Genomic DNA, 22,495 nt, shown 5'->3' with positions numbered 1-22,495 from the left:
TTAGCTCTACCCATAAAACGGCGTTTCGCCTAACCCACACGTTTCTGATCCAGCCTATTCTACCATAAAAGCCCCGTCAGTAGCGACGGGGCTTTTATGGTAGAATGGAACCACGAGTGCAATTGTAACGGTAAATATGAACCCGCCCAGGCTATAAAGCATAGCTGTTTGGAAAGCTCATCATAATCCTTATCCCATACTATTATCGATACGACAGGGCGAATTGTCACCTTACCGTTCAAATCAGTTTGAAACTGGTACCAAAATCAGATATCTGAGCGGTTAGCTTGTAGTACGTCAACGCATTGCTCTCAGAAACCAGTTCGTTTACTACTACCACGTTCTCAACTGCGTTAAGGTCCTTACTCCGTTCTATGAAATCTATACTGTTGATTTCTAAGGAAGTAGTCCACAGCAAGTTGATAGAATGAGTTGACTGTAAACGACCTGGGAAAAATCAACTAAAGCCATCTAAGAAATAGCCCTGCTATGATTAAAGGTATATGGTTTAACAGGTTCCGGACTCAAATTCGTGCACAGACACTAAAACAAAAACCGCAACCAACTGATTAACAATTGATTGCGGTTCACAAATGTGCCGAAGGCGAGACTCGAAGTAGCTCTAAAAAGAGCAAAAAACGCCCCTGAATGGCTCAGAAGGGCGTTTTTTGCGTATAAGAGTAAGGCCATTTTGACTAATTCGTTTGCCATATTTTAGCCCATTATTGAGGCTTTTCCCGAAGTTCTTTTTCCTTATACTGAAGTAATTCACGTTGCATAGCAATGACCTCATTTGTAGGCAATAATGTATAGCCTGGCTGCTCCTGGGTAGTTAGTGCTTCAGGTGTAGCATTGATGGTGCCACTGGCCAGCCACTCCACATTAGTCCCCAACACTTCGGCCAGTCGAACGAGTTGAGACAGTGACGGCTCGCCCTGCCCGCGCTCCCAACTGGAAATAGTTTGCTTGCCGCTTTTACTGGCTATAAGGTCTGCTAATAAGCTCTGTGTTAGGTTTTTTCTTTTCCGCGCAAAGGTCAATCGTTCCGCAAAAGAGGTAATCAAACTATCCATATAGATTTATTTTTATTACAAATACTTGACAAGTGATATTTTTCTATTACTTTTACGCCGTAGATATTACTCCGTAATAGTTACTCCGTAAAAATAGTAGAAAATCGCATGAAAAAGCAACCCATTGAGCCTACGGTCAAAGAGGAGGAATTAACGGTTAAATATTGGCGTGGGCGTTTTCCTGCCGTTTTTGGTCGGTTCAAAAATTTAGTTCAAGTAGCTGAGGAACTGGCCGAAATTGACTCCGAATTCGCGGGCATATCAGGCTATAAGCGTCTTGAGAACATCAAGCGAGATAAGGCAGGTCTTCAGCTAACGGCTAAAGCTGTGCGCCTTATGGAACAGCTACGTCCCGAAGTACATCACCCCCCCTCCCGCTTGGCCCGCCAAAAACTTGCCAGCGTTTCCTGACGATTCAATCAGGTTTTTTGACCGATTTTTTTCTCGCCGGTCACTGTAATCTGCCCGACCCAAGCCTACGGCTATCCCCTGCAATCAATTAACTGTTCGATAAAATGAAAAATACCCTCCCATTCCCCTCGCCGGTGGCCCTGCTTCTGGCAACGGATACGCTGGTCTCGGTCTTCATGGGCTGCGATGGCGCTGACTACCTGCGGGAACAGGTCGAGCGTGACATTACGGCCAAAGGCTTAGGCTGGCGACCGCTCCCCTTCACCCTGTTTGAACTGCTGGAGATTGAGCGGCTCCTGCCGGATGAGACCTGCAACCGGGTCATGTTCAGGAACCAGTCCCGGCTCCTGGCTCAGTACTGCAATAACTACTACAACCTGGCCTGTGAGGTGGAGAACTCCAAACTGATGTGGGTGTATGGCCAATTCCTGGACCATTTACTCGACCTGACTGAGATCACTTTTCTGCTATGAACCTCGAACCCCTAACCGATTATCTGCTGATGAATCCGATAAAACTTCTGGCCCTCCTGCTGGTGCTGATCGCGGTCTGCCTGGCCTTGCTCGTGTATGCGTTTCTTCCTCAATCCATCCAAAAGCGCATCAGCCGGGGCTGGTGGGCAGGCATGAACCACTAAACCCGTATCCGCCCTATGAGCCTTCAAACCATTCTCAACAGCGGCCACGTCGATGAAACTGAATCGACCGACGTGCTCGAAGAATTCGTCGCCAAAGCCACTCCGCAGGTAGCCCTGCTGCGCGAAAGTGCCGACTGCAACCGGCCCTGCCTTGCCGAAACCATCGCCCGGACGCAGGATGCTATCGACCAGGCTAATACGCTCCTTAACCGCCGTCGTGGACTCGACGGCATGACCCCCGTTCAACCATGAGACCTTGCAAAACCTTACCCAAACATGAATGCAGGCCGACGCCCTTCGTCGGTTATGCCGAAGCCGCCCGCTGGATTAGCCTGAAGCATTGCCAGGCACTGGAGCTAAAGAGCCATTTGAGCTGCGACCTCCAGTATCTATTAAAAAAGGTGCCCAGCTACAAGGAATTCCCGCTGGAGCCGCGTCAGTGCTTAGCCATCATCGAGTGCCTCGATGCACAGTTACCCGCCACCGCTCCGGAGAACTGTTGCACCGAGCTAAGCTTTCGCCTGAAGGAATCCGATATCTACCTGCTTCGCCGGTGGGTGCAGTGGATGGACCAGTTCTTAGCTGATCTGGCCACGCCCATTGATGAATTGACCATCGGGGGAGCCATTGCCATGAAGAAAGCAGAGCGACTCTATGAGAAGCTGACCGAGTTCCGAAAGCGACTGGCCGCTCCGATTCATAGCTGAGCCTACCCACTCAGAAGTACCTACCGTAACCCACGTTAATACCTACCCTTTTCTTTCAGTATCCCTATGGCTTTTCTCAAAGCACAGGACATTTACGAGGCCACGCAAGGCGGTCTCGACGTGATTACCCGCTACATTCCCGATGCCGCTGACTGCGTGGGGAAGAAGAAAACGTTTCGCTTCGATGTGTACGATACCAAGCCCTCCTGTTCGATTTATGAGCATGGGGGCTTGTATTGGGTCAAGAATCACGGCGAATCCGACCCGGCCATGAACGCCATCGAGGTGGTCATGAAGCTCAACAACTGCGACTTCAGTACGGCCGTCAAGACCATCGCCCAGGATTTCGGTCTGAAAGCCGATGACAAAGACGTGGCGGGAGTGCGGGCTGAGTATCGCAAAACACCGGCACCGGCAGGTGTGGACGAGAAGTGGTTCGAGTTAGAGTTCAAAGACTTTAGCCTGGCTGAACTAAAAGGCGTCTTCAGCAATGAAGTCTGGAAGCGGCTGAGCTATGACTCGAAGACCAAACAGACCAGCGATGAGGTTGGCATTTTGGAAGCCCAGAAGCTCTGCATCTATTATCACTTCCGCAGCCTGGCCAGCTTTAAATACATTGGCCGCGATAAAGAGACCCAGAGTTTAGTCGTGCATGAATTTCGCAGCACGGAGAACTACCCCATTTTCTGCTTCGATGAGCAGGAGTTCAAGAAAATCTACAAACCCAAAGAGCCGAAGCTGGAGTTTCGCTTTCGCTACTTCGGAACCAAGCCCACCACCTTCCTGCACGGCCTGGCTCAGCACCAGCGTAAGATTGCCGAGACCAACGCCGAAGCGGATAAAAAGTATGATTCGTTAACCGACGAAGAGAAAAAGAAGAAACGCTCGGAGGAATTCAAGCTACCCGAATTGATGCTGTTATCGGGTGGCTCGGATGCGCTGAACGTAGCGGCTCTTGGCTATCACGTGGTGTGGAAGAACTCGGAGACTGATACCCTGAATGAGCGGGATTACAAAACAATGGAGGGCATGGCAGAGACGCTGTATCAATTGCCCGACCTGGACCCGACCGGCGTGGCCAGTGCCCACCGGCTGGCAATGGAGCACTTAGACCTGCGAACCATCTGGCTACCTGACTGGCTGAATCAGAAACGCGACTGGCGGGGCAACGCCTGCAAGGATGTGCGCGACTACCTGCGCTATGCCAAACGGAAGGACTTTGACGGGCTGGTGGCCAATGCCTACCCCTACAAATTCTGGGAGGAGTCTCAGAAAATGGGCAAGGGCGAGAAACCCATTTACCGGAAAGGCAAGCCGGTGATGAAGTACACACCCCACCCGGTGCTGGTGATGAACTTCCTGTACCGCAATGGCTTCGCCCGGCTCCACGCCCCTTCCAACCCCGAAACGACGTTTATTTTCGTGACCGGCAACATTGTCCGCAAAGTCGAAACGAAGGACGTCCGGGCCTTTATCCGGCAGTTTCTGGAAAGCCGCCACCTCGATTGGGATTTGCGCTCCGCCTTCGCCCGAACCACGGATTTATCCGACGGTATGCTGGAGCAGCTTCCGGAGCGGAAATTAGACTTTCAGGACTTTTGCCCGAATAGTCAGTGGATGTTTTTCCAGAATGTCTGCTGGGAGATTCGGAAGGATTCGATTGTGGAGCATAAACCTGAAAAGGCCGGTCGCTACGTTTGGGAAAACGAGGTGATTCCCCACCAGGTGAAGCTGTTAGACCCTGCGTTTACGGCTAACCGTTCGGATGAGGATCAGTATAACCTGACGCTCACCAATACCGAAGGCACCTTCCTGCGCTACCTCATTCTGGCCAGCCGGGTCTACTGGCGCAAAGAACTGGAGGAGAAATTAGATGCCACCTCCGAAGCCCTGCGCCCGGCGTATCGAGAACTTCACCGTTACGATTTATCGGGGCCGCTGTTGAGTGAACTCGAGCAGCGCGAACAGCAGCAGCACCTGCTCAATAAACTCTGCGCGTTTGGCTACCTGTTGCACCGCTATAAAGACCCGGCCAATGCCTACTGCGTCTGGTCGACGGATTACACGGTTCGGGATTTGGATGAGTCGCATGGGGGTACGGGTAAGAGTTTGGCCGCTAACGCCATGATTAACCTGATGCAGACCGAAACGCTCGACGGGCGCAATCCCCGGCTGACCCAGAACCCGCACGTCTTTGAGAACGTCACCGAGCATACGGATCAGATTCTGCTGGATGATGCCCAGAAATACATTGAATTTGAGTTCTTCTTCTCGCTCATTACCAGCTTTATGAAGGTGAACCCGAAAGGAAAGAAGGGCTTCACCATCCCGCAGGAACTGGCTCCCAAGCTGCACATCACCAGTAATTTCCCGCCCCTGAAGGCCGACACGTCTACGCTCCGGCGCATCTGGTTTATGGCCTACAGTGACTATTTCCACTACAATCCGGGCGGGGAATACCGGGAAGAACGTCGGCCCATTGATGAGTTTAACAAACGCTTTTTTAAGGAAGATTTCGGGGCTGAGGAGTGGAATCACTTTCTGAACCTGATGGCCCGGAGCGTGCAGGCCTGGCTGAGTCTGGGCAAGGTCAATCCGCCCTTAGAGCAGATGATGGCCAATGCCTACCGCAATAAAGTAGGCTCTGAGTTTGCGGCCTGGGCGGATGTCTTCTTCGATGAGGACCACACCAACGCTTACGTGCAGCGCATTAAAGCCTTCGAGATTTATAAGCGGGAGGTCAGCAGCCAGACAACCCCCCAGAAGTGGCACAGCAAGCTGGAGTACTGGTGTCTCTATAAAGGGTACGTGCTCAATCCGGCTGAGTTAAAAGGCTACCGGGAAGATGGGCGCATTACGTGGCGGGGCACCAAAGAGGTCTGGCAGAACAATGCCTGGACCAAAACCGGGGAGAGGCCAATGCTGGAGTACGTCTACATTCAGACCCATTCCCCCAGTGGCATCGGCATGGCTGAGCTGACCGAGCGGGGGCTGGAGGTCGATTTAGGAACTGCTTTTAACTAACGGACTACATATGACTTCAGACGAGAAAAAATTTATAGACGCGCAGCAGGAATGCTTCAAACGAATGGATGGTATGGCCAATGGCGGCACGATTCCATGCGAATATCATGGCTGTAGCTGCTCGGCACGTCGTCAGATTACGGCCTTAACGATGTCATGCATCGTAACGCCCGACATCGCCATCGAACTGGTCTGTCAGCAGGGAGCCGAACACTTCATGATCAAGCATGGCCGGGGTGATGCCGTCCACCGAATCAACTAAACGAGTAATCAATTAACTGTTCACCATAAATAAGTACGTCTATGTTATCAGGTAAATCAGACTCACGCTGCCGGATCTGCGGCAAGCTGCTAACTGACCCCGTGTCGGTCGAGCGGGGCATTGGCCCCGAATGCGCGGGCAAGTACAAACGCTCCGAACATGCTGATAAAACTGGCAACCTCTTCGCCCATCGCGCTGAGTACAGTTGGGGAGTGGATGGGCATATTCTTTGGATTCAGGATGAGGAAGGCGCGAAATCGGTCACTAATGACATTGAGTTTGTGATGGGCGATATCTTCGATGCCATCGGGCAGCAGCTCTTCAATAAGCTGATTATGTACCGGGATTCGATGCACATCTGGGATGGTGTTCGCCTGGCTAATCGGGATTGTTACGTCGGCATTACGGCGGGCAATGAGCGCAGCAGCCGGGTCGATATTGACGATTTTTTCAGCATTCACGAAACCGACTACAAAGCCGCTAAACTGAAGCTGCTCTCGATGTGCAACAACACGGCCACCTTAGCTAAAGTGACCCTTACACCCGCCGACTTTTTTAAGTAACTCCTTAAATCAATTCATCAATGATTGTCAATTTTCACTTAGTGATTACTCAGAACGGGAGCGTTCGGGTACTCAAAAGCAAGCCAAATCTGGGCTGGGACGAGATCAGTATGGAGATCAAACTATCGGTACCGAACGAGGTATTTAAGCGGCCCCAATTTAAGGCCGAGTTGGTCATACCAGAGTCAGCAATTCAGTCGACTGAGATTACGGTCGATTTTACTGAAGCCGTTAAAGACGCCATTCAGCAAACCACTGGGTACGAGGTGAGGCTATCATTAGTGCCGCATGAAGGAGGTGTCCAATGAACCGCACCGAATGGGACCGCGCCCGCGTCGAGCAGTACGCCGAGCGGACGAACCAGAGCCTGACTGAAGCCCGCTATCACCTGCATCGGCTGTACATGCCGGGTTGTAATGTCGAGGCCGTCGATGCCAAAGTAGACCCGCACGTCGATGAAGTATTCAAATCACAAAACCGGCCTGTCAGCCGATTAACTGAACCCGAATTATGAAATTCAAAATCACCACTGGCCGCAAACCCGCCAGTAAACTCGAAGCTCACCTGCTCCACGTAGCCAAAGCCTGGTCGACGGGTAAAACCTCGCAATTGCTTGACACCCTTGATGCGGTGTACAACGCCCTCCAGCGGGAAAAGTCGCTCTATTGTGACCAGAATAAAACCGCGCGGGTCACCAGCATCCGCATCATGCGAACCAATCAGGATGGTATGAACACCGATTCTATTCTAATTGGCTCGGCTGAAGGAAGCATATCAGCTACACTTACGCTGATGACGGCCCAAGAGGTGGACGTGATGGAAATTCAGGACAGCTTACTGATTCCCGTGCGATAATGGCTAAGAAATCACTTATACCCGGCCCCTGGACCCTCATCTTCCTGATTGCAGGTTTGCTGGTGGTGCTCACTCTGAAAGCCTGCTTCCGCTATGCCAATTAATTACGACGACTACCATCCCAAGTGGAGCCTGATTCGGCGGCTGGTGCTCAAGCGGGCTGAGCACAAATGTGAACAGTGCGGAGTGCCGAATTACGAGGTTGGTTTCCGCATCGATGGGGAATTTCAAACGGCGGATCGACTTCTGGCCATTGCTGCTAAGAAGTCGCCTATGCGGATTGTGCTGACGGTGGCACATTACGACCACGATGTGACCAATAACCGCTTTACCAATCTACGCGCCTGGTGCCAACGGTGCCACCTCAATCATGACCGGCAGGATAACGCCCGACGTCGCAAATATGGTAAGGCGTTTATCGCTCATGCACCTCAACTGTTTTAATATTCTCACGTAACCAACAAGTGTCATGGCAATTTCTGAACGAGATAATCACCTTAGCTACAATGAAGCCGCTGAACGCGCCTTTCAGCAAATCGAAGACGAACAAGAGTGGGACGACTCTCCTACGTCTGATGAAGAAGCCATTAGTATCCAATCTGTTCAAGAGACAGGTGAAGACTTATTTGGTGAACCGATTTAAAACCGTAATCATCCAACAACCAAAACCGCCCGGCATCATCGTGCGCCGGGCGGTCTACAATTAACTGTTCGACATCCCACTCGATGTCGGGTCAAAACTACGAATAGTATGTCTGAGAACGAGATTATTGCCCACGATAAACACTATCAGAGCGATAGCATAACGGTTGACCACCCGGTCATGCCCTTTGATTCAGCCTTGCACACTGCCTTAGATGCGGCTGGCTACCTTGCACTAAATTCTGAAATGCGGGACTTCACGCTGGCTCTGTGGCAACTCGGCTACGCCATCGCGCCAATGGACCGGCACTTTGTTGTACACTCTGGAACCTAAGCACTATGCCCTTCGTGAAGATAAAAGCCAGGCAGCTTGTGAAGTACCGAACTTTTCGGTTGAAATCAGCCTCAAGCGAACCTACTCATGTATGTACAGGACTAATGCGCCTGAGCAGTGGCTACTACCGGATTTGGGTTCATGGAGAACCAAAGGAGATGTTCCTGCACGGCAGTAAAATACTCTACGTGGACTTCGAGAATGGTGGTTATTTTCAGTACACGGACGGGTACAAACAATGGAAGAATCAACCATGAGCCAGAAAGTCGCACGGACCTCAACCATTCAGTTTAGCCTGGTGCCGGAGTTTAGCTGGTGGAAGTCATCAGACGGCACCAGGCTCATGTGCGTCATCGAGGTGCACGGACGTGGCCAGGGCAATGACTTTGTCAACACGGAGGTGGCCATCGTGGAGGTGGGCATCATGGCTAAGAAGCGCGTCCCATATCAGAAGTTTAGCGAGTTGATTCACCAGGGCAAATTAGTGCAGGTGTCCTTCGTCAATACGGCCCCGCTGGTGCAGTCCTTTACTCACCGCATGAACCCTTTTTAATTTACGTATAACTATAACGATAGGTATAGTTTAAATCACTTTAACAAATCCTACTACATCGCCACAACGATACAGAAAGCCCCTCAACTGGGGCTTTTTTGTTGCCTTACCCTTCCTGCCCGGCTTTGGCCTTGATTCTCTGTACTCTTTCACTTAACAACTTAAAAAATATTGTATTTCTGTATTTCTGTATCACCGAAGGGTTATAAAGGCGCAAACTGTTGAGAATCAATAGTATATAGTGATACAATTTTTAAGTGATTCTGTATCAATTGATACAAAACATTGTATCAACTAATAAAAAGAAAGGGGGGGGCAGTTACAAAAAAACAGTGATACAAAAATAATTGTATCGGAGAGGGTTTTTAAAGTAATGTAAAAAGCTGATAATCAAGTGATAATACTATTATACAGAAATACAAACGCATGGGCACTTTAGGCCAGTGGCGTTTTCTTTTTCACGCTGGGCAGGGGTCTAATTTTTTTGTACCTGAATATATGTTAAAAAATACCTTCCAGTAAATAAGTTACCGGATTGGCCCATAAGGTAATAGGTAGTTCTACCTACATATGTAGTTTGTGCGTATCTTAAAGGCAGATTGCGCCAGACTGATTGTTGTCCTAATCCAATAGGAGCCAGCTTCTTAGTTTCGATAGCCAATTGCTCCTGCTCAATGACCTCCGTAACGCCCAAGACGTATGTTATTCCCGTGTATCCGCTTGTCGAGAAGTTCCTCTCGGCTCAGTACGATACCCAGCCGTTCATGCTGACGGCCAACAGCAACCCCTACGCCGGGTTCCTTTATGCCAGTCTGGAACGGTACGGCCATATGGATGCCAAATTGCCCCGAAAGTACCATCGCCTGACGGCAACCCTGACGGTGGGCGTTCCCCACTGGGTCAGCCGCTACGGAGCGGGGGCCAAACTCACCCCCCAGAAAATCAGCGTCTTCAATGATTTTGTGAGCCAGTTGTTTTTCGAGAAACTGACCGCCGAAGTCGCCATGCGGATGGAGTTTGGGGCGGGTCTGAAGGCCTCCGTTCAACGCTTTCTGGACCGCTACGGCATTACCGAAGAAGAACTGAGTTTAGATACCGTCCTGCGCTACTACGCCCGCTACCGTCGCCGGATGCTATCCCCCCTCCGCCCGACTGATTGTTGTCCTGATTCAGGGTCGCTTTCGTCCGTAATCTTGCCGCATGGAGATTGCACGGACTGGCAAATGGAATCCCGGTGGGGGCAGGTGGCTTGAGGTAGTACCCGCTGCCTTAGTCAGTGCCTACAGCCGTGCCTCCGCCACCAGTACGCCGGTTATTACCCTCAAATCCGGTGCTTCCTGGACGCGCATCTACTGCTCGCCCCAATCCCTCCAGTACCGGCTCAGCAGCGACTTTACCGATAACGGCCCACTCTTTACGCTGGAAATCAAAGGCTTTTCGCCCGACGACAATGCCCAAAAAGCCCAGGCTCTGGACACGCTCTTTCAGCGTGAAAAATGCCTGGTACGCTTCTGCGATAATAGTGGTCTGATTCGCTTGGCCGGAACGCCGGTGGAAGCCCTCGAACTGAACTACCAGCTTGGTACCGATGACCAGGTGGCTGGCCAGCGGGGTTACTCGCTTACGCTGAAAGGCACACTCACCCTCCGCCCCGGCTATGAATAAGCAGCACATCCTTGACATTACCGCCTTTTCCGCCATTCAGACCTGGCTTATCGATCCCGAAATCCGGGATTTGCTGCTGGCTCAATTAGTCGAGAAAGGGCAAATCGTCTTTACCCTCGATGAAACGCCCATCCACTATACGGATTACAACTGGGCGTATTACGTGGAGGCCAGCCAGCCCAATAGCGTGGCCGTCATCACCATCAAAGGGGTGATTTACGATTACTACGCGGACTATCTGGTGGGTAAACTGGCACTAATGGCCGCTGACAAAAACCTGATTGGCGCGGTCATCAAGATGAACTCACCCGGTGGCTCCGCCGACGCTGGCTACCGGATTGCCGATGCGGTGGTGAATTTACCGTTTCCCACCCACTGCCATGTTGACTACGGGCAGGCCAGCAGCGCTGGCTATCTGATTGGCTGCTCGTGTGACAGCATGTCGGCCAGCCGAGTCAATGACCGGGTGGGCAGCATCGGTACCTACATCTCCTACCAGGACTGGAGTAAATATTATGAAAAGCTGGGTATCGTCTCCAAAGACGTGTATGCCGAGCAATCCAGTGAAAAAAACATCGAAGGGCGGGAGGCCGCGAAGGGCAATTTCAAACCCCTGCAAGCCTACGTCAGTCAGGAAGCCCAGGCGTTCATTGACTACGTGAAATCCCGCCGACCGGGTCTTGAGACCGATAAACAAGACCCCTTTAAAGGCAAGGTGTTCAGCGCGAAAGATGCGCTGAACATCGGCCTGATTGACAGCATTGGCACCCTCAAGGAAGCTGTTTCGGCAGTCTCCACTAAGAATTTATCGTCAAACACAACCCCCCGAACGAGTATGTTAGGATTTATTAAACTGGCCGCACTGCTGGCCATTAAAGGTGTTGAGGCATCAGCCCTCACCCCGGAGCAGATGGATGCCGTCAATAAAGAGTTGGTGGCGGCTGGTTTCAAAGGCATTGTCATGTGCACGGAAGCCGACTACGAAAAAGCGGTCGAAGCCATCAACGCGCAGGGCGATAGCACAGCCCTGGCAGCGGCTCAGGCTGAAGTAACCCGGTTGACTACCGAGCTGACCACTGCCAACAGCAAAGTGACGACGCTGACCAATGACCTGACCACGCAGAAAAACGAAGTGACCCGGTTAGGTGGACTCAACGGAGCCGAGAAGACATTGGTCGCCAAACCCAACGAAACGCAGGCTGATGCGGGTCAGGACGATGCCGACAAGGTCATTGCCAACCTGCCCCACAACAAAGCCTTAGAAGGCTCCTGGCTCTACAATCAGGCTGCCGAGAAAAAGTAGTCAGTCTTTTTAAGTAACCGAAAGTTTCACCGCTGTAACCTGTAACTTCTTATTACCAATGGATGTAGTTGATATAGTAACTGAGTATAAGGCGTACTACCAGGATCGTGGTCAGAACGTCTCCCGACTCTTTCAGGTGGTCCGCAAAAAGCTGGCCTCTGAAGCGATTTTTAGCACCCGCCTGACCGATGACACCATCTGGGAAGCGGGCAAAACCACCTTCGGTCGGCTGGTGCAGGCGTATCAGAAAGGCTTCACGCCCATCAACCCGCTGGCCTTCGATCCGGTCGTCATCAAGATGTTCCACCACAAAGTGGACACCTCGGAGACCCCGCACGATCTGGAAGCGACCTGGCTGGGTTTTCTGGCCGATAACAACGTCAGCCCCAAAGAGTGGCCGTTTATCCGCTGGTGGCTGGAAGCCCAGATCTCCCCTCAGATTGAGGACGACATGGAGACGCTGGAGATTGGCAAAGGCGTTCGCGTCGAGCCGACCGTTGGCGCTGCCGGGGCTGCCGGTGCGGGCATGGATGGCTTTTTGACCATCATTGGTCAACACGTGACGGCTGGCCGGGCCGGGCTGATTACGATGGGCGCTATCCCAACGGATGATGAGGACCTGGTGGATTATTTTGAAGACTTCGCCGACCAGATTGACGACAAGTACTGGAATCAGGCGATGGACCTCAACACCAATCAGCAACTGGTTCGTCGTTACAGCCGGGGCCTGCGGAAGAAGTATGGCAAGGATACGGTTGATAACAGTCTGACAATGAAAATCAAAGATACCAACCTCACGTTGGTGGGCCGGGATTCGATGAAGGGCCGGAACCGCATCTTCTGCACGCCCAAAGAGAACGCCATCTGTCTCAAAAAGAAGACCGAGAATCAGAAGCGCTTTGATGTGCAGATTGATAAGCGTCAGGTCAACGTGCTGACCGACTGGTATTACGGCGTTGGGTTCATCCTGCCCGAATTGGTATTCTGCAACGACCAGGTCTAAGCCTGCGTCCTAACCCCCGCGATAAGCAAACCAGCAATGGCAGACAACGAAAACCAGCCTGAAGCGATCATCGAGTCGCTTCAGGCTCAATTAGCCGATGAGCAGGCTGCTCATGGGGCTACCATCGAAACCCAGAAGGAGACCCTTGAGTCACTTCAGGCTCAGTTAGTGAACGAGCGCAACGCGCACGAGGCCACCAAACTCGAAGCCACTCAGGTCATTGAAGGTCAGAAAGAGGCCATCGACGAACTGGAACGGCGTATTGTCGAGATGCAGACCTCCCCAGCGGCCTTTCCCGTCATCGAGGTGGGCAAGGTAAAATACGAAGTGCAGGTTAAATCCTTCAAATACAAGGGGGAGACCTATACAGTGGAGCAACTGATCGCCAATAAGGTGCTTCAGAAAGAATTGGTCGGTAAGGGTGTGGGCTTTTTAATCAAAAAGGAGGGCTAAGCAATGGGCTATAAATCAATAAAAGACCCCGGTAAGGCGAACCGCCAGGGCGGTCTTCAGCAGCGCATTCTGGTGGCACCCTTCGGTGATTTCACCTTGCTGAAGGAACCCGCTGCCAATACCTACAACATCACCGAAGCCCACACCTTCCCGGTGGGCAAAGGCTTTTTGGAGTTGTACGTAACGAAGGATACCGGCACGATTAAATTCTCGCCCCTGGGTGGTCCTGACCGCAACAGCTTTATGATCGAGGGTGAATTCTACCATCCGGGTGAAGCCGACGAGATCGTCAATTTCGTCAACCTGTGTAAGAATGACCGGTTCATTGTGCTGGCACCACTGCCCGGCTCGTCCGAGTTGATTCAGGCTGGTAACAAGGAGTTTCAGGTGCAAATCGAGCCAAGCTACGATGCCACCAAGAACTCAGGCGATGGCCGGGGCTTCCTCTTTAAATTCACGGCGTTTGCGGCTGACTTCATCAAGTACAAAGCTGCCACCATTACAATGGCGGTTGACGCATAAAAGATGCCAAAAGAAACAACGCCGTCAGTTCAGAACTCACAATCGAGTTCTGAACTGACACCAGCCACCTTCCGGCTGGTCGGACTGGATGAAGCCGCTCAAAACGTTTATGTCGTGCAGTTGCAGCGAAGCTATACAAAAGCCGAATTGCTGCGCCCCGATTTAGCCGTGTTGCTACACACTATGGGCTGGCCGCATATCGAGAAGAACTAACCCATTCACCAAAAAATAGCGGCCTGACTAAGCCGCTATTTTTATACCCTTTCTGCGTATGCTAACCGAGAACATTAACACCTGGCTTCTGGCTTCCGACGAGTATCAGGCGGGTCTGGAGCTACTGAGACAAACAGGGTTTACCGGCATCGCGCTCACGGCTCTGTCGATGGGTGAGGATGCCTACACACGTCGCCGGTTAGAAACAGAATTGCGTAAATGGGTGGATGGACAGAAGAATGTTTCGCCGATCGCATCTGCGCAGAGCTGCTATCCAAAAGATAATTCGGTTCCGGTAAATCCGACAATACCCGCCCTGGCTGCACCCGAAATTCCAGAAATTCCGACACCGGCGACGGAGCCAGTGGCGGTCGCGGCCATCCGCACCCAGATTTATCAGTTGATGGATGAGCGGGCTGAAGCCAAAGCATGGCTGCGGGCGAAAGCGGAGCTGGGCAATACCGATGAAGCGGCTGCCGAGCGGTTGCCCCACGCCATCCGAATCAAGACCATTACCCGTCAGATTGATGAATTGTACAGTCGACTGGATTTCTTTAACCAGCACGGCTATTTGCCGCCCTCGGCCAATGACCCGGCTGTCATCGTGGATGACCAGGCGGCCCTGCTCAACGCGCGGAGTTACGTATCACGCTACAAAGCCAAATTAAAGAAGACCCTGACGCCTGAGCAGCGTCAGGCCGCCGAAGCCCTCCTGCGGCAGTATTCGGAGGAAAAAGACCGATTAGAACGAAAACTGAGCAAACCCAATTCCAATGATTCTCACTCGACCGGGCAACAAACGACGGATCGCCCAATCCATTCTCCCCCACTTTCCGGAGCATGATTTGTACATCGAACCCTTTTTCGGAGCCGGTGGCATGTTCTTCAGTAAGCCCAAAGCCAAACACAACATCGTCAATGACTATGATTCAGAGGTGTATAACCTGTTCAGGGTCATTGTCGACCGCAAGCAGGACCTGGCTGATTTCTGGCAGATAATGCCCCTGCACGAGGATTTGTGGAAATACTGGAGAGCCAATCAGGAAGGCGACCCCATTCGCAAGGCAGCCCGGTTCCTGTTGTTTTCCAACTTCAGTTTCATGGGCCGTATGGCCACCATGAAATTCGATAGAAGTAATACCTGGGCATTGGTGCTCCAGCGCATCGATGAGGTGCAGCAGCAGCTTCAGGGTGTGCAACTGATGAACTCCGATTTCAGGAATGTACTACCCCGGATAGCCCTCCGCTCTGGCGGTAACAAAGGAGCCTTTATCTATGCTGACCCCCCGTATTTAGGTACCAAAGGCGGCAACTATGATAGCTTCAGCATCCGGGATACAACGGATTTATTCAACTGCCTGGAGGAATCCGATTGCCGGTTTGCGGTGTCTGAATTCGACCATCCGTATTTGCTGGAGCTGGCTTCTGAACGCAAACTTGCCCTGCTCGAAATTGGCGAACGGCAAAACATGAAGAATCGCCGAATGGAGATTCTTATCACCAATTATTAGGCCGTTCACAGCGGCTTCAGACGATGAAAAATGAAGACGCCCGCTTCGAGGACGATTTCGATAAAATCATGCGCTGGTACCGGGATGAAACCCGGTACCCGCTTTCTGAATCGCTCCAGCAACGGTTAAAACGTTGGAAGTCTGCTCGTGAGTGGATGTTAACGGCCCGGCCTTTAACCGATACACAGACGGTCAATTTCCTGCTTCAGACCCATCAGCCACTCTCCGAGCCACAGGCCTGGCGGGATGTCCGGGACTGCAAACGGTTTTTTGCCTCGATGGAAAAAACCAATAAGGAGTATGACCGCATCATGCTGGTGGCGCAAATCCGCGACCTGAGAGCCAAAGCGGAAGATGCCGGGCAGTTCAAAGTAGCGGCTCAATGTGACGCAACGTTAGCCAAATTAGGCGTCGGGGAAGAGGTTCAGGAAGATACGAACGCGGGTAAATCGATTGAACTGCACATCAGCTTCAATCCCAAACTGCTGGGGGCCAAAGAAATCCCGAATCTCCTCCAGGTCGCCACTAAATTTATTGGCGAGGAAGCAGCCCGCCGTGAACTGATGATTGCGGAAGAAAACGAACTCTAAGCAATGGGAACGCAGATCATCAAACATAGTCAGCTACCCGCTACCATTGAACTGACGGAGCGTCAGCCCGAAAAAGAGCTAAAACAAATGCACTTCAACTACCTCCAGTTGATTTGCTTACTCATTGGTGCTCAATACACCACCGTCGTGGCCGGTCGGGGCACCGGTAAAACCAGAGGTGTATTGGCTCCCAAACTGCACCAGCTACTCAAACGATTACACCGCTCGTCAATTGTGGTCGTGGGTGCTACGTATGTGCAACTCACCGAGCGGACGCTACCGGAACTGATGGAGGGCATGGATGCGCTGGGTTACGTCGTTAATCAGGATTACTGGCTACGTCGGTTTCCCGATAAGAAGTTTAACATGAAGCTGCCTTATAATTCACCGATTGATCCCCACCACTCCATTTTTATGCGAAATCCGGGCACGGATTCGGTGTCTGTGCTGCGGATGGTGAGTCAGGATAGGCCCGGCTCTGCCAACGGTATGTCGGTCTCGGCCATTATTGGCGATGAGGCCAAGACGTTCAATAAGGATAAACTCGATAGTGAGGTGATGGCCATTAACCGGGGTGGCCATCATCGGTATGGTGATATTGCAGAACACCATTCGGTGACCTTCACGACCGATATGCCGACCGAAAGCGGGGCCAAATGGATACTGAAGGATAAAGAGGAATGCCTGAAGCCTCACCATCAGCGGGCCATTGAGCTAATTCTAAGCATTCAGCTTGAGGTTTACAAAGAACGGCAGCGGTTGCAAACCCACGTCCGAAATCAGGCCCGGTTGGTTCGCATCGCTAAATACGAGCAGGTGCTGGATGAACTGCGTCGCGGCCTGGTCCATTACGCGGCTGCCTCCTCCTTTGCCAACGCGCACGTTCTGGGCCTGGCTTACTTTCGGGAGAAGCTACGCACGTTTAAGAAGAGCGCTTTCGAAGCGTTTATCTTAAACATCGAGCAGGACGGGGTTGAAAATAAATTTTATCCGGATTTCGATAGCCAGCGTCACCAGTATGATGCAACGAATTACGGGGTAATCGATCCTAAGATTTTTGCCAACATCCCCTACAATGATTGCCGTAAAGACGATGACCTTGATGCGGATCAGCCCCTGACCATTGGTGGAGACTATGGCTCCAGCTTTAACTGTTTAATTGTCGGGCAACGCTTCAGTCGGCTACACCTGAAGAACACGTCGGGCTATGACGAGGTGCATTACCTGAAAGCCTTCCACGTTAAATACCCGGATAAGATTCAGGATGTAGTCGCTCAATTTGTAGAGTACTATCGCTATTTCTACAAGAAAGAAGTGATGTATGTCTATGACCCGACTGCGGTGGGTAAGGATGGTAAGAGCACAATGACCTATGCCGATGAGGTTATCAAAGCACTGAAGGCAGCACGCTGGAGGGTAAAGGTTAAGTATCTATCCAAAGTTCCTGCTCACCATCACCGGTACTTAGGCTGGGGCGTTTGCCTGAGTGAAATGGATAACCGCTTTGCCAGGCAACGCTTCAACCGGGAGAACATGCGCTTAGTGGTCAAAGCAATGGGGAATGCTGAAGTGAAGGAGGGTAAGAATGGATTTGAAAAGAACAAACTCCCTGAGCAGGATGACAACGTACCCCAGGAGGAGGCCACGCACTATACCGATGGCCTGGATACCGTGTTCTGGTACCTCACCTTTGTGGAGCCTAACAAGCTGAACCTGTTGCCTACTGTATTCGGAGGATAGCTACCCTTATTGCTCTTCGTTGAAGCCCTGCCCACCAGCGGGGCTTTTCGTTGTGATACAAATCACAAATCATATATGCATGGCCTCGGCGGGGGTGCAACTGCACCCTGCCGGCAGTGCGTGGCTGGGTCGGCAGCGTGAGCAAGCAGTTGATTTTTCGGTTGCTCAACAATGCACCCCTGAAAAACAGGGATTTAGGCCGAAAACGTTGAAAAATGGGGCAAAATTATCGTGTCAAATTTGAAATAGCTTTTACGGCTACTCGTCTGAATTACGGACGGTTACGCCCAAAAAAGCGCGAATCGTCGATTGACGCTTTTTAGCCCTGTTTTGTAAATTGCATAGGCATTATGGAACCAAGAGAGCCTGATTACGGCGTGTTGCACTTCATTCGGGAGGGAAAACCACTCGTGTGGGAGGAGCTGGTGCAACTCTGGTACCGGGTGCAGAATTACGAAGCACTGGAGACCATTATCGACATCGCTATTCAGGAACACATGCCGCTCTGGGCGGCTGAGGAATCCTTCAAACAAGCCTGGCTGGAGTATCGTCAGGCGAATGGGCAGTAGTCTTTCAACTGTCTATATTTTTCGACCGAACATCCGCTCAAGGTAAGCTCGCTCTTCCTCTGATAAACTATCGAGAGAAAATTTACTGTACGTTACCATATAATCTTTTTGTTCGGTTTCATCCCCCGCATAATAAGTCATATACCCTGTTGCCCTGCCACTATATATAACGTCCTGGTCATAATTCAATGGCGTTTTTGGGTTTACTTCTGGCAGTTTACTTACCAATATTTCATGGGCAATTTGTCTGACTGTATAAAATGCAGGAGACACTGGAGGAATCATACGGACAGCTTCTCTCATACGTTCAATCATTTAACTTGGGCTAAGACCAGGAGTAGCTTTTATCGTCGTATAATAGTCCTGCACTGAATTAAGACGAGTTAGCTTGTAGTAGTCCTCCGATAATTTAGGGTCTACATGGGCTCCACCATCTTGATCAGCCATTGATAAAACAATCCTTTTTCGAGAAAATTCAGCGCCTTCTTTATCAACAATCACCCGCCTATCCCACCATGTGTTGAAGTCGACCATTCTTTCTGGCTTACGTCTTCCAAAATTCGGGCCGTAAAAATGAATTTTGTTATCTGACAATCTACCTGCCAGTGATACTTGCGCCCAAGAACTATATACTGTATTCTGGATTTCAGGTGCATTTTCACTTGACTCATAAAAAGTAGTCTGTAACCCAAGTTGTCCAAGTAAGGAGTGTGAATTCCGAGTTTGATGTACCAGTAGGCGTATCGTAGTAGCTAATCGCTTGGCCTCTTTCGTATTCCCCTTATCAAATGAATGGCAACTCTCAATTAAAAATGAAAATTGCTCTTCAAGCAATTCGTGTAATTCATTTGTACTTAGTGGTTGTTCTGCCATCTGATTAAGTAGTTGGTGTATTCCATTGCTTCTCGATGGCGACTGTAAAGCCGCACTTCTCCAGTACTTCTTCCATCTTATCCAGCGTCAACTGCTCATGGTCGAGCCGATACTTCATCCGGCTCCGGTCTTCTTTGCTGTAACCTGCCCGGAGCCAGCGCAGTAGAAATTCCTCATGGGTCAGCAGCATCCGTAAGGCGAGGTGCGTGGTGAGTTTTGCCATACCCAAAGATACACATTTCAAATTTGCGAGCGTAGCCGACTGATTGTTGTCCTGAATTGGGGGCCGTCCGGGTCGCAACTTGCTGCCCACTTAGAGCTAATAAAGCCATGTAGGTTCATTTTAACGCGATGCGCCATGTAAACCGTAACTCTGTCCCCCGTGCAACGGCACTACTCTCCTGGCAGGAGGCACTGGCAATTCTGGAAGGCTGCGATGAGCGAGGGGTTCCCATACCCTTCGCTATCGCTTTTTGTACCTGCGACGAATCCCGCCATACCGGGGGGGAGATCATCCGCTACGACAAAGCCGTCTGGCACGTGGCTGGTGGCCGGGTTCAGAAAACGGAATCCTTCGAGCGCGTGGGTGGCAAGCCGGTTCGCACCAAAACACCAAAGTCAAATTGGACCCGGCTCATCCGGGGCTTCGATACCGATCAGCCCCGCCAGATCCACCTCCACCTCATCTTAGAAATCAACGGTCAGCCGGTACGATGAAAGACTTCACAGTGAACGAATCGGGAAACGTCGCTTATCTGCCCATCGCGCAGGCGACGGTGGTCATGAAAGGCTTCCCAACGGTTAAGGGAACGCCCACCGGCCCGGCAGACCTGGGAGCCTTGCCCACCTCACCGGTGGTTCGTCGGATGCTCACGCCCGGCAATGACCTCATTAGCTTCTGGGGCGAAAACAACGATTACCCGCAGAAGATAATTGACCTGGCGGCTAAGTCGACCATCATTCCCCAGGCGCTGGCCGACAAAGCTGCGTTATGGGTAGCCGGGGGTGTGATTGCTACGCTCGATAAGAACTCCGACGAGGAGGTGGACGATCAAGAGATCTGGGATTTTCTCAACGATACCACCTTTGAAAGCTACCTGATTGAGTCGGCCTCGGATGTGTCGTGGTGGTGGAACGCCTTTCCCGAACTGATTGTCAGCCGTAACCGGGAACGGATTAACCAGATCCACAACAACGAAACGGCGTACTGCCGCTGGGGTCGGATGAATGAGAAGACCGGCTCGCTCGATAAAGTGTATCTGAATGCCAACTGGCCGGAAGCCAACGCGCAGGATAAGGACACGCAGATTTTTACCGCCATCAATACCTACCGGTCGGATCGGTTTGATTTGCTGCGGAGCGGTACCGAGTTTAAGTACATCTATCCCCTGAGTTTCCCCTCGCCCGGCAAGAGCTACATGCAACTGGCCCCCTGGGATGCGGTGCGCTCCAGTGGCTGGCTGGATTATTTAGCGGCCATTCCCCAGTTCAAGAAGTTCGGCATGGTCAATAAAATGGCCCTGCGCTATCACATCGAAGTGCCTGCCGAGTACTGGGAGCGTGTCTACGAAGACCGCTGGCTCAATGCCAATTACGACGGCAGGCTGGCCATCCGCAATGAATTCCTGACCGCTCTGACCGAAAGCCTGACCAACGTCGAGAATGCGAATAAGGCCATCATGACCGACAAATGGGTCGATGACCAGGGCAATGAGTTAGGCATTAAAATTATCGTCCTGGAGGATAAGGAAAAGGATAATAAATACAACGAAGACTACTCCGATGGGCAAGCTAATCTGCTGTATGCTCTGGGGACTGACCCGTCCTTATTTGGCTTTCAGAGCAAGGATATTCAACGCTCCGGAGGCTCCGACAAAGTGCAGGCCTTCAATATTTTTCTGGCTAAATCAGCACCCTACCGGTCCCGCATCCTGGCTCCGCTGAAGTTCATCGCCGAGTACAATGGCTGGAAAAAACGCTACCCCCGGCTCACCTTCAAATTCCGGGATACCGAACTGACGACGCTCGATACGGGCGGTTCCACCAAACAAACCCCCACCGCTGCTTAATGAGCCTGCTCCTAACCTCCATTGCCGACCTTCGGCAGTACGTCAGCTTCAGCGGTGATCTGGAGTACGACAGTTTGAAGCCCGCCCTCCGCTCGGCGCAGGTGTTTCTGAGCCGCTACGTTGGCCCGGTGTTGCTGACCCAACTGGAGACCCAGACGCCCAGCGCCGATCAGACCGCCCTGCTGCCGTATGTCAAGGCTCCGATTGCGGCTTTAGCCCTGCTGAAGTTTGTCAATGCGGGCAATGTTCGCATTACCGATTTGGGCGTGATGCGGACCAAAACGGGCGATTCGCAGGATGCCTTCGAGTGGCAGTTAGAGCGGGTAGTGCTCACGCTGAAGGCTGAAGCCTTTGAGGGCATTGAAGCCCTGCTGCGCTATTTAGGGGGCAACCTAACCACGTTTACCGCCTATGCCGATTCTGCCGAATACAAGGCCCAGAAAGGCAGTTTGATTGAATCAGCGGAGGTGTTCTCGACGTATTACGATATTGGCGGGAGCCGGTTGATACTGCAAACGCTGTCGGCCTCGATGCGGACGGCAGCACTGTCGGTTCAAAAAGTGCTGGGTAATGCCCTGCCCGATCTGCTGGCGGGGAGCAACCTCACCGAAACGCAGGCCGCTCAACTCGATGCCGCCCGGCGTGCGCTGGCTTACCTGACCATTGCCCGCGCTCTTCGGGAGAAGCTGGTGACCATCTCCGATACGGGGGTGCAGGTCTGTGGCATCTCCAACTTCGGTACGCTCAACTACAAACAACCGGCCTCGGATAAACAACTCGAAACCAGCATTCGCTACTTCGATGAGCAGGCAGCGGGCTTTGTGGCCGACCTGCTGACGGTGCTCACGCCCACCTCTCCCGAACCGGCTCCACGGGGACTGCCCATCGCCGGAACGAAAATCGTCGCTTTCTAACCGTAATCT

At 51.7% G+C, this 22,495-nt stretch carries 34 protein-coding genes; 30 read left to right on the top strand and 4 right to left on the bottom strand.

Features of this window, described 5'->3' with window-relative positions:
* Positions 1–722 precede the first annotated feature (722 nt).
* On the bottom strand, positions 723–1,073 hold the full coding sequence (locus ACYVI1_RS11580; RefSeq protein WP_460910130.1) for a helix-turn-helix domain-containing protein: 351 nt from the start codon (positions 1,071–1,073) through the stop codon (positions 723–725).
* 108 nt (positions 1,074–1,181) lie between these two features.
* On the opposite strand from ACYVI1_RS11580, the gene ACYVI1_RS11575 reads away from it, so the two are divergent.
* The 27 genes from ACYVI1_RS11575 to ACYVI1_RS11445 all read left to right on the top strand — a co-directional run bounded on the left by ACYVI1_RS11575 (position 1,182) and on the right by ACYVI1_RS11445 (position 18,630).
* Complete coding sequence (locus tag ACYVI1_RS11575) at positions 1,182–1,484, top strand: hypothetical protein (protein WP_460910128.1); 303 nt, start codon at positions 1,182–1,184, stop codon at positions 1,482–1,484.
* Between the two features lie 104 nt (positions 1,485–1,588).
* Positions 1,589–1,957 carry a hypothetical protein gene (locus tag ACYVI1_RS11570; protein WP_460910126.1) on the top strand — a complete coding sequence of 123 codons (369 nt, stop codon included), beginning with the start codon at positions 1,589–1,591 and terminating at the stop codon, positions 1,955–1,957.
* Positions 1,954–2,121, top strand: a complete 168-nt coding sequence (locus ACYVI1_RS11565; RefSeq protein ID WP_460910124.1) for a hypothetical protein — start codon at positions 1,954–1,956, stop codon at positions 2,119–2,121. The genes ACYVI1_RS11570 and ACYVI1_RS11565 overlap by 4 nt, the downstream gene beginning before the upstream one ends.
* Before the next feature lie 15 nt (positions 2,122–2,136).
* The gene (locus ACYVI1_RS11560; RefSeq protein WP_460910122.1) at positions 2,137–2,373 is read left to right on the top strand and encodes a hypothetical protein; all 237 of its coding nucleotides are present in this window, start codon (positions 2,137–2,139) and stop codon (positions 2,371–2,373) included.
* A complete protein-coding gene (locus ACYVI1_RS11555) occupies positions 2,370–2,828 on the top strand; it encodes a hypothetical protein (protein WP_460910120.1) in 459 nt (152 codons plus the stop codon). Before ACYVI1_RS11560 ends, ACYVI1_RS11555 begins: the two co-directional genes overlap by 4 nt.
* A 66-nt stretch (positions 2,829–2,894) precedes the next feature.
* Positions 2,895–5,852 carry a primase-helicase family protein gene (locus ACYVI1_RS11550; RefSeq protein ID WP_460910118.1) on the top strand — a complete coding sequence of 986 codons (2,958 nt, stop codon included), beginning with the start codon at positions 2,895–2,897 and terminating at the stop codon, positions 5,850–5,852.
* A 10-nt stretch (positions 5,853–5,862) separates the two neighbouring features.
* Positions 5,863–6,114, top strand: coding sequence for a hypothetical protein (locus ACYVI1_RS11545; protein WP_460910116.1), 252 nt, complete (start codon positions 5,863–5,865; stop codon positions 6,112–6,114).
* A 41-nt stretch (positions 6,115–6,155) separates the two neighbouring features.
* Positions 6,156–6,677, top strand: coding sequence for a DUF6011 domain-containing protein (locus tag ACYVI1_RS11540; RefSeq protein ID WP_460910114.1), 522 nt, complete (start codon positions 6,156–6,158; stop codon positions 6,675–6,677).
* 20 nt (positions 6,678–6,697) lie between these two features.
* Complete coding sequence (locus ACYVI1_RS11535; RefSeq protein WP_460910112.1) at positions 6,698–6,985, top strand: hypothetical protein; 288 nt, start codon at positions 6,698–6,700, stop codon at positions 6,983–6,985.
* Positions 6,982–7,191: a hypothetical protein gene (locus ACYVI1_RS11530; protein ID WP_460910110.1), complete on the top strand. Its 210-nt coding sequence runs from the start codon at positions 6,982–6,984 to the stop codon at positions 7,189–7,191. The genes ACYVI1_RS11535 and ACYVI1_RS11530 overlap by 4 nt, the downstream gene beginning before the upstream one ends.
* Positions 7,188–7,532: a hypothetical protein gene (locus tag ACYVI1_RS11525; protein WP_460910108.1), complete on the top strand. Its 345-nt coding sequence runs from the start codon at positions 7,188–7,190 to the stop codon at positions 7,530–7,532. Before ACYVI1_RS11530 ends, ACYVI1_RS11525 begins: the two co-directional genes overlap by 4 nt.
* Positions 7,533–7,625: 93 nt before the next feature.
* Entirely contained in the window at positions 7,626–7,976 is a 351-nt protein-coding gene (locus tag ACYVI1_RS11520; RefSeq protein ID WP_460910107.1) for a hypothetical protein, read from the top strand.
* Between the two features lie 25 nt (positions 7,977–8,001).
* Complete coding sequence (locus ACYVI1_RS11515; protein ID WP_460910105.1) at positions 8,002–8,175, top strand: hypothetical protein; 174 nt, start codon at positions 8,002–8,004, stop codon at positions 8,173–8,175.
* A gap of 108 nt (positions 8,176–8,283) precedes the next feature.
* Positions 8,284–8,508, top strand: a complete 225-nt coding sequence (locus ACYVI1_RS11510; RefSeq protein ID WP_460910103.1) for a hypothetical protein — start codon at positions 8,284–8,286, stop codon at positions 8,506–8,508.
* A gap of 238 nt (positions 8,509–8,746) precedes the next feature.
* Positions 8,747–9,061, top strand: coding sequence for a hypothetical protein (locus ACYVI1_RS11505; protein ID WP_460910101.1), 315 nt, complete (start codon positions 8,747–8,749; stop codon positions 9,059–9,061).
* A 674-nt stretch (positions 9,062–9,735) separates the two neighbouring features.
* Positions 9,736–10,314 carry a hypothetical protein gene (locus ACYVI1_RS11500; RefSeq protein ID WP_460910099.1) on the top strand — a complete coding sequence of 193 codons (579 nt, stop codon included), beginning with the start codon at positions 9,736–9,738 and terminating at the stop codon, positions 10,312–10,314.
* Positions 10,262–10,726: a hypothetical protein gene (locus tag ACYVI1_RS11495; protein WP_460910097.1), complete on the top strand. Its 465-nt coding sequence runs from the start codon at positions 10,262–10,264 to the stop codon at positions 10,724–10,726. Before ACYVI1_RS11500 ends, ACYVI1_RS11495 begins: the two co-directional genes overlap by 53 nt.
* Positions 10,719–12,029, top strand: a complete 1,311-nt coding sequence (locus ACYVI1_RS11490; RefSeq protein WP_460910095.1) for a S49 family peptidase — start codon at positions 10,719–10,721, stop codon at positions 12,027–12,029. Before ACYVI1_RS11495 ends, ACYVI1_RS11490 begins: the two co-directional genes overlap by 8 nt.
* A 58-nt stretch (positions 12,030–12,087) precedes the next feature.
* Complete coding sequence (locus ACYVI1_RS11485) at positions 12,088–13,032, top strand: hypothetical protein (protein ID WP_460910094.1); 945 nt, start codon at positions 12,088–12,090, stop codon at positions 13,030–13,032.
* Positions 13,033–13,068: 36 nt separating this feature from the next.
* A complete protein-coding gene (locus ACYVI1_RS11480) occupies positions 13,069–13,485 on the top strand; it encodes a hypothetical protein (protein WP_460910092.1) in 417 nt (138 codons plus the stop codon).
* A 3-nt stretch (positions 13,486–13,488) separates the two neighbouring features.
* Positions 13,489–14,007 carry a hypothetical protein gene (locus ACYVI1_RS11475; RefSeq protein ID WP_460910090.1) on the top strand — a complete coding sequence of 173 codons (519 nt, stop codon included), beginning with the start codon at positions 13,489–13,491 and terminating at the stop codon, positions 14,005–14,007.
* 3 nt (positions 14,008–14,010) lie between these two features.
* Positions 14,011–14,220, top strand: a complete 210-nt coding sequence (locus ACYVI1_RS11470) for a hypothetical protein (protein WP_460910088.1) — start codon at positions 14,011–14,013, stop codon at positions 14,218–14,220.
* A 58-nt stretch (positions 14,221–14,278) separates the two neighbouring features.
* Positions 14,279–15,064 (top strand): hypothetical protein, encoded by a 786-nt coding sequence (locus ACYVI1_RS11465; RefSeq protein ID WP_460910086.1) that lies wholly within the window; start codon positions 14,279–14,281, stop codon positions 15,062–15,064.
* Positions 14,994–15,731: a DNA adenine methylase gene (locus ACYVI1_RS11460; protein WP_460910084.1), complete on the top strand. Its 738-nt coding sequence runs from the start codon at positions 14,994–14,996 to the stop codon at positions 15,729–15,731. The genes ACYVI1_RS11465 and ACYVI1_RS11460 overlap by 71 nt, the downstream gene beginning before the upstream one ends.
* Positions 15,732–15,754: 23 nt before the next feature.
* Positions 15,755–16,321 carry a hypothetical protein gene (locus tag ACYVI1_RS11455; protein WP_460910082.1) on the top strand — a complete coding sequence of 189 codons (567 nt, stop codon included), beginning with the start codon at positions 15,755–15,757 and terminating at the stop codon, positions 16,319–16,321.
* Positions 16,322–16,324: 3 nt separating this feature from the next.
* Positions 16,325–18,061 (top strand): hypothetical protein, encoded by a 1,737-nt coding sequence (locus ACYVI1_RS11450; RefSeq protein ID WP_460910080.1) that lies wholly within the window; start codon positions 16,325–16,327, stop codon positions 18,059–18,061.
* Positions 18,062–18,411: 350 nt separating this feature from the next.
* The gene (locus ACYVI1_RS11445) at positions 18,412–18,630 is read left to right on the top strand and encodes a hypothetical protein (protein ID WP_460910078.1); all 219 of its coding nucleotides are present in this window, start codon (positions 18,412–18,414) and stop codon (positions 18,628–18,630) included.
* A gap of 12 nt (positions 18,631–18,642) precedes the next feature.
* On the opposite strand, the gene ACYVI1_RS11440 is transcribed toward ACYVI1_RS11445, so the two are convergent.
* Genes ACYVI1_RS11440 through ACYVI1_RS11430 form a run of 3 tightly spaced genes read right to left on the bottom strand, consistent with a single transcriptional unit; the run spans position 18,643 to position 19,726 of the window.
* A complete protein-coding gene (locus tag ACYVI1_RS11440; RefSeq protein ID WP_460910076.1) occupies positions 18,643–18,945 on the bottom strand; it encodes a hypothetical protein in 303 nt (100 codons plus the stop codon).
* Positions 18,946–19,503: a hypothetical protein gene (locus tag ACYVI1_RS11435; protein ID WP_460910074.1), complete on the bottom strand. Its 558-nt coding sequence runs from the start codon at positions 19,501–19,503 to the stop codon at positions 18,946–18,948.
* Positions 19,504–19,507: 4 nt separating this feature from the next.
* Entirely contained in the window at positions 19,508–19,726 is a 219-nt protein-coding gene (locus ACYVI1_RS11430) for a hypothetical protein (RefSeq protein ID WP_460910072.1), read from the bottom strand.
* Between the two features lie 128 nt (positions 19,727–19,854).
* On the opposite strand from ACYVI1_RS11430, the gene ACYVI1_RS11425 reads away from it, so the two are divergent.
* From ACYVI1_RS11425 to ACYVI1_RS11415, 3 genes are read left to right on the top strand one after another with little or no spacing between them, the layout of a single operon-like run.
* Positions 19,855–20,220, top strand: coding sequence for a hypothetical protein (locus ACYVI1_RS11425; protein WP_460910070.1), 366 nt, complete (start codon positions 19,855–19,857; stop codon positions 20,218–20,220).
* Positions 20,217–21,572 (top strand): hypothetical protein, encoded by a 1,356-nt coding sequence (locus tag ACYVI1_RS11420; protein WP_460910068.1) that lies wholly within the window; start codon positions 20,217–20,219, stop codon positions 21,570–21,572. The genes ACYVI1_RS11425 and ACYVI1_RS11420 overlap by 4 nt, the downstream gene beginning before the upstream one ends.
* The gene (locus tag ACYVI1_RS11415) at positions 21,572–22,486 is read left to right on the top strand and encodes a DUF6712 family protein (protein WP_460910066.1); all 915 of its coding nucleotides are present in this window, start codon (positions 21,572–21,574) and stop codon (positions 22,484–22,486) included. Before ACYVI1_RS11420 ends, ACYVI1_RS11415 begins: the two co-directional genes overlap by 1 nt.
* The last annotated feature ends 9 nt before the right edge of the window (positions 22,487–22,495 follow it).

It is taken from the genome of Spirosoma areae (genome assembly GCF_054781775.1).
Note: the sequence above shows the minus strand (reverse complement) of the source record. Positions and strands in the feature narration are given on the sequence as shown.

What these genes read in the sequence shown, in the direction of transcription:
- ACYVI1_RS11580 (WP_460910130.1), bottom strand. Translation starts at nt 1,073, where the DNA reads ATGGATAGTTTGATTACCTCTTTTGCGGAACGATTGACCTTTGCGCGG.
- ACYVI1_RS11575 (WP_460910128.1), top strand. Translation starts at nt 1,182, where the DNA reads ATGAAAAAGCAACCCATTGAGCCTACGGTCAAAGAGGAGGAATTAACG.
- ACYVI1_RS11570 (WP_460910126.1), top strand. Translation starts at nt 1,589, where the DNA reads ATGAAAAATACCCTCCCATTCCCCTCGCCGGTGGCCCTGCTTCTGGCA.
- ACYVI1_RS11565 (WP_460910124.1), top strand. Translation starts at nt 1,954, where the DNA reads ATGAACCTCGAACCCCTAACCGATTATCTGCTGATGAATCCGATAAAA.
- ACYVI1_RS11560 (WP_460910122.1), top strand. Translation starts at nt 2,137, where the DNA reads ATGAGCCTTCAAACCATTCTCAACAGCGGCCACGTCGATGAAACTGAA.
- ACYVI1_RS11555 (WP_460910120.1), top strand. Translation starts at nt 2,370, where the DNA reads ATGAGACCTTGCAAAACCTTACCCAAACATGAATGCAGGCCGACGCCC.
- ACYVI1_RS11550 (WP_460910118.1), top strand. Translation starts at nt 2,895, where the DNA reads ATGGCTTTTCTCAAAGCACAGGACATTTACGAGGCCACGCAAGGCGGT.
- ACYVI1_RS11545 (WP_460910116.1), top strand. Translation starts at nt 5,863, where the DNA reads ATGACTTCAGACGAGAAAAAATTTATAGACGCGCAGCAGGAATGCTTC.
- ACYVI1_RS11540 (WP_460910114.1), top strand. Translation starts at nt 6,156, where the DNA reads ATGTTATCAGGTAAATCAGACTCACGCTGCCGGATCTGCGGCAAGCTG.
- ACYVI1_RS11535 (WP_460910112.1), top strand. Translation starts at nt 6,698, where the DNA reads ATGATTGTCAATTTTCACTTAGTGATTACTCAGAACGGGAGCGTTCGG.
- ACYVI1_RS11530 (WP_460910110.1), top strand. Translation starts at nt 6,982, where the DNA reads ATGAACCGCACCGAATGGGACCGCGCCCGCGTCGAGCAGTACGCCGAG.
- ACYVI1_RS11525 (WP_460910108.1), top strand. Translation starts at nt 7,188, where the DNA reads ATGAAATTCAAAATCACCACTGGCCGCAAACCCGCCAGTAAACTCGAA.
- ACYVI1_RS11520 (WP_460910107.1), top strand. Translation starts at nt 7,626, where the DNA reads ATGCCAATTAATTACGACGACTACCATCCCAAGTGGAGCCTGATTCGG.
- ACYVI1_RS11515 (WP_460910105.1), top strand. Translation starts at nt 8,002, where the DNA reads ATGGCAATTTCTGAACGAGATAATCACCTTAGCTACAATGAAGCCGCT.
- ACYVI1_RS11510 (WP_460910103.1), top strand. Translation starts at nt 8,284, where the DNA reads ATGTCTGAGAACGAGATTATTGCCCACGATAAACACTATCAGAGCGAT.
- ACYVI1_RS11505 (WP_460910101.1), top strand. Translation starts at nt 8,747, where the DNA reads ATGGAAGAATCAACCATGAGCCAGAAAGTCGCACGGACCTCAACCATT.
- ACYVI1_RS11500 (WP_460910099.1), top strand. Translation starts at nt 9,736, where the DNA reads ATGACCTCCGTAACGCCCAAGACGTATGTTATTCCCGTGTATCCGCTT.
- ACYVI1_RS11495 (WP_460910097.1), top strand. Translation starts at nt 10,262, where the DNA reads ATGGAGATTGCACGGACTGGCAAATGGAATCCCGGTGGGGGCAGGTGG.
- ACYVI1_RS11490 (WP_460910095.1), top strand. Translation starts at nt 10,719, where the DNA reads ATGAATAAGCAGCACATCCTTGACATTACCGCCTTTTCCGCCATTCAG.
- ACYVI1_RS11485 (WP_460910094.1), top strand. Translation starts at nt 12,088, where the DNA reads ATGGATGTAGTTGATATAGTAACTGAGTATAAGGCGTACTACCAGGAT.
- ACYVI1_RS11480 (WP_460910092.1), top strand. Translation starts at nt 13,069, where the DNA reads ATGGCAGACAACGAAAACCAGCCTGAAGCGATCATCGAGTCGCTTCAG.
- ACYVI1_RS11475 (WP_460910090.1), top strand. Translation starts at nt 13,489, where the DNA reads ATGGGCTATAAATCAATAAAAGACCCCGGTAAGGCGAACCGCCAGGGC.
- ACYVI1_RS11470 (WP_460910088.1), top strand. Translation starts at nt 14,011, where the DNA reads ATGCCAAAAGAAACAACGCCGTCAGTTCAGAACTCACAATCGAGTTCT.
- ACYVI1_RS11465 (WP_460910086.1), top strand. Translation starts at nt 14,279, where the DNA reads ATGCTAACCGAGAACATTAACACCTGGCTTCTGGCTTCCGACGAGTAT.
- ACYVI1_RS11460 (WP_460910084.1), top strand. Translation starts at nt 14,994, where the DNA reads ATGATTCTCACTCGACCGGGCAACAAACGACGGATCGCCCAATCCATT.
- ACYVI1_RS11455 (WP_460910082.1), top strand. Translation starts at nt 15,755, where the DNA reads ATGAAAAATGAAGACGCCCGCTTCGAGGACGATTTCGATAAAATCATG.
- ACYVI1_RS11450 (WP_460910080.1), top strand. Translation starts at nt 16,325, where the DNA reads ATGGGAACGCAGATCATCAAACATAGTCAGCTACCCGCTACCATTGAA.
- ACYVI1_RS11445 (WP_460910078.1), top strand. Translation starts at nt 18,412, where the DNA reads ATGGAACCAAGAGAGCCTGATTACGGCGTGTTGCACTTCATTCGGGAG.
- ACYVI1_RS11440 (WP_460910076.1), bottom strand. Translation starts at nt 18,945, where the DNA reads ATGATTGAACGTATGAGAGAAGCTGTCCGTATGATTCCTCCAGTGTCT.
- ACYVI1_RS11435 (WP_460910074.1), bottom strand. Translation starts at nt 19,503, where the DNA reads ATGGCAGAACAACCACTAAGTACAAATGAATTACACGAATTGCTTGAA.
- ACYVI1_RS11430 (WP_460910072.1), bottom strand. Translation starts at nt 19,726, where the DNA reads ATGGCAAAACTCACCACGCACCTCGCCTTACGGATGCTGCTGACCCAT.
- ACYVI1_RS11425 (WP_460910070.1), top strand. Translation starts at nt 19,855, where the DNA reads ATGCGCCATGTAAACCGTAACTCTGTCCCCCGTGCAACGGCACTACTC.
- ACYVI1_RS11420 (WP_460910068.1), top strand. Translation starts at nt 20,217, where the DNA reads ATGAAAGACTTCACAGTGAACGAATCGGGAAACGTCGCTTATCTGCCC.
- ACYVI1_RS11415 (WP_460910066.1), top strand. Translation starts at nt 21,572, where the DNA reads ATGAGCCTGCTCCTAACCTCCATTGCCGACCTTCGGCAGTACGTCAGC.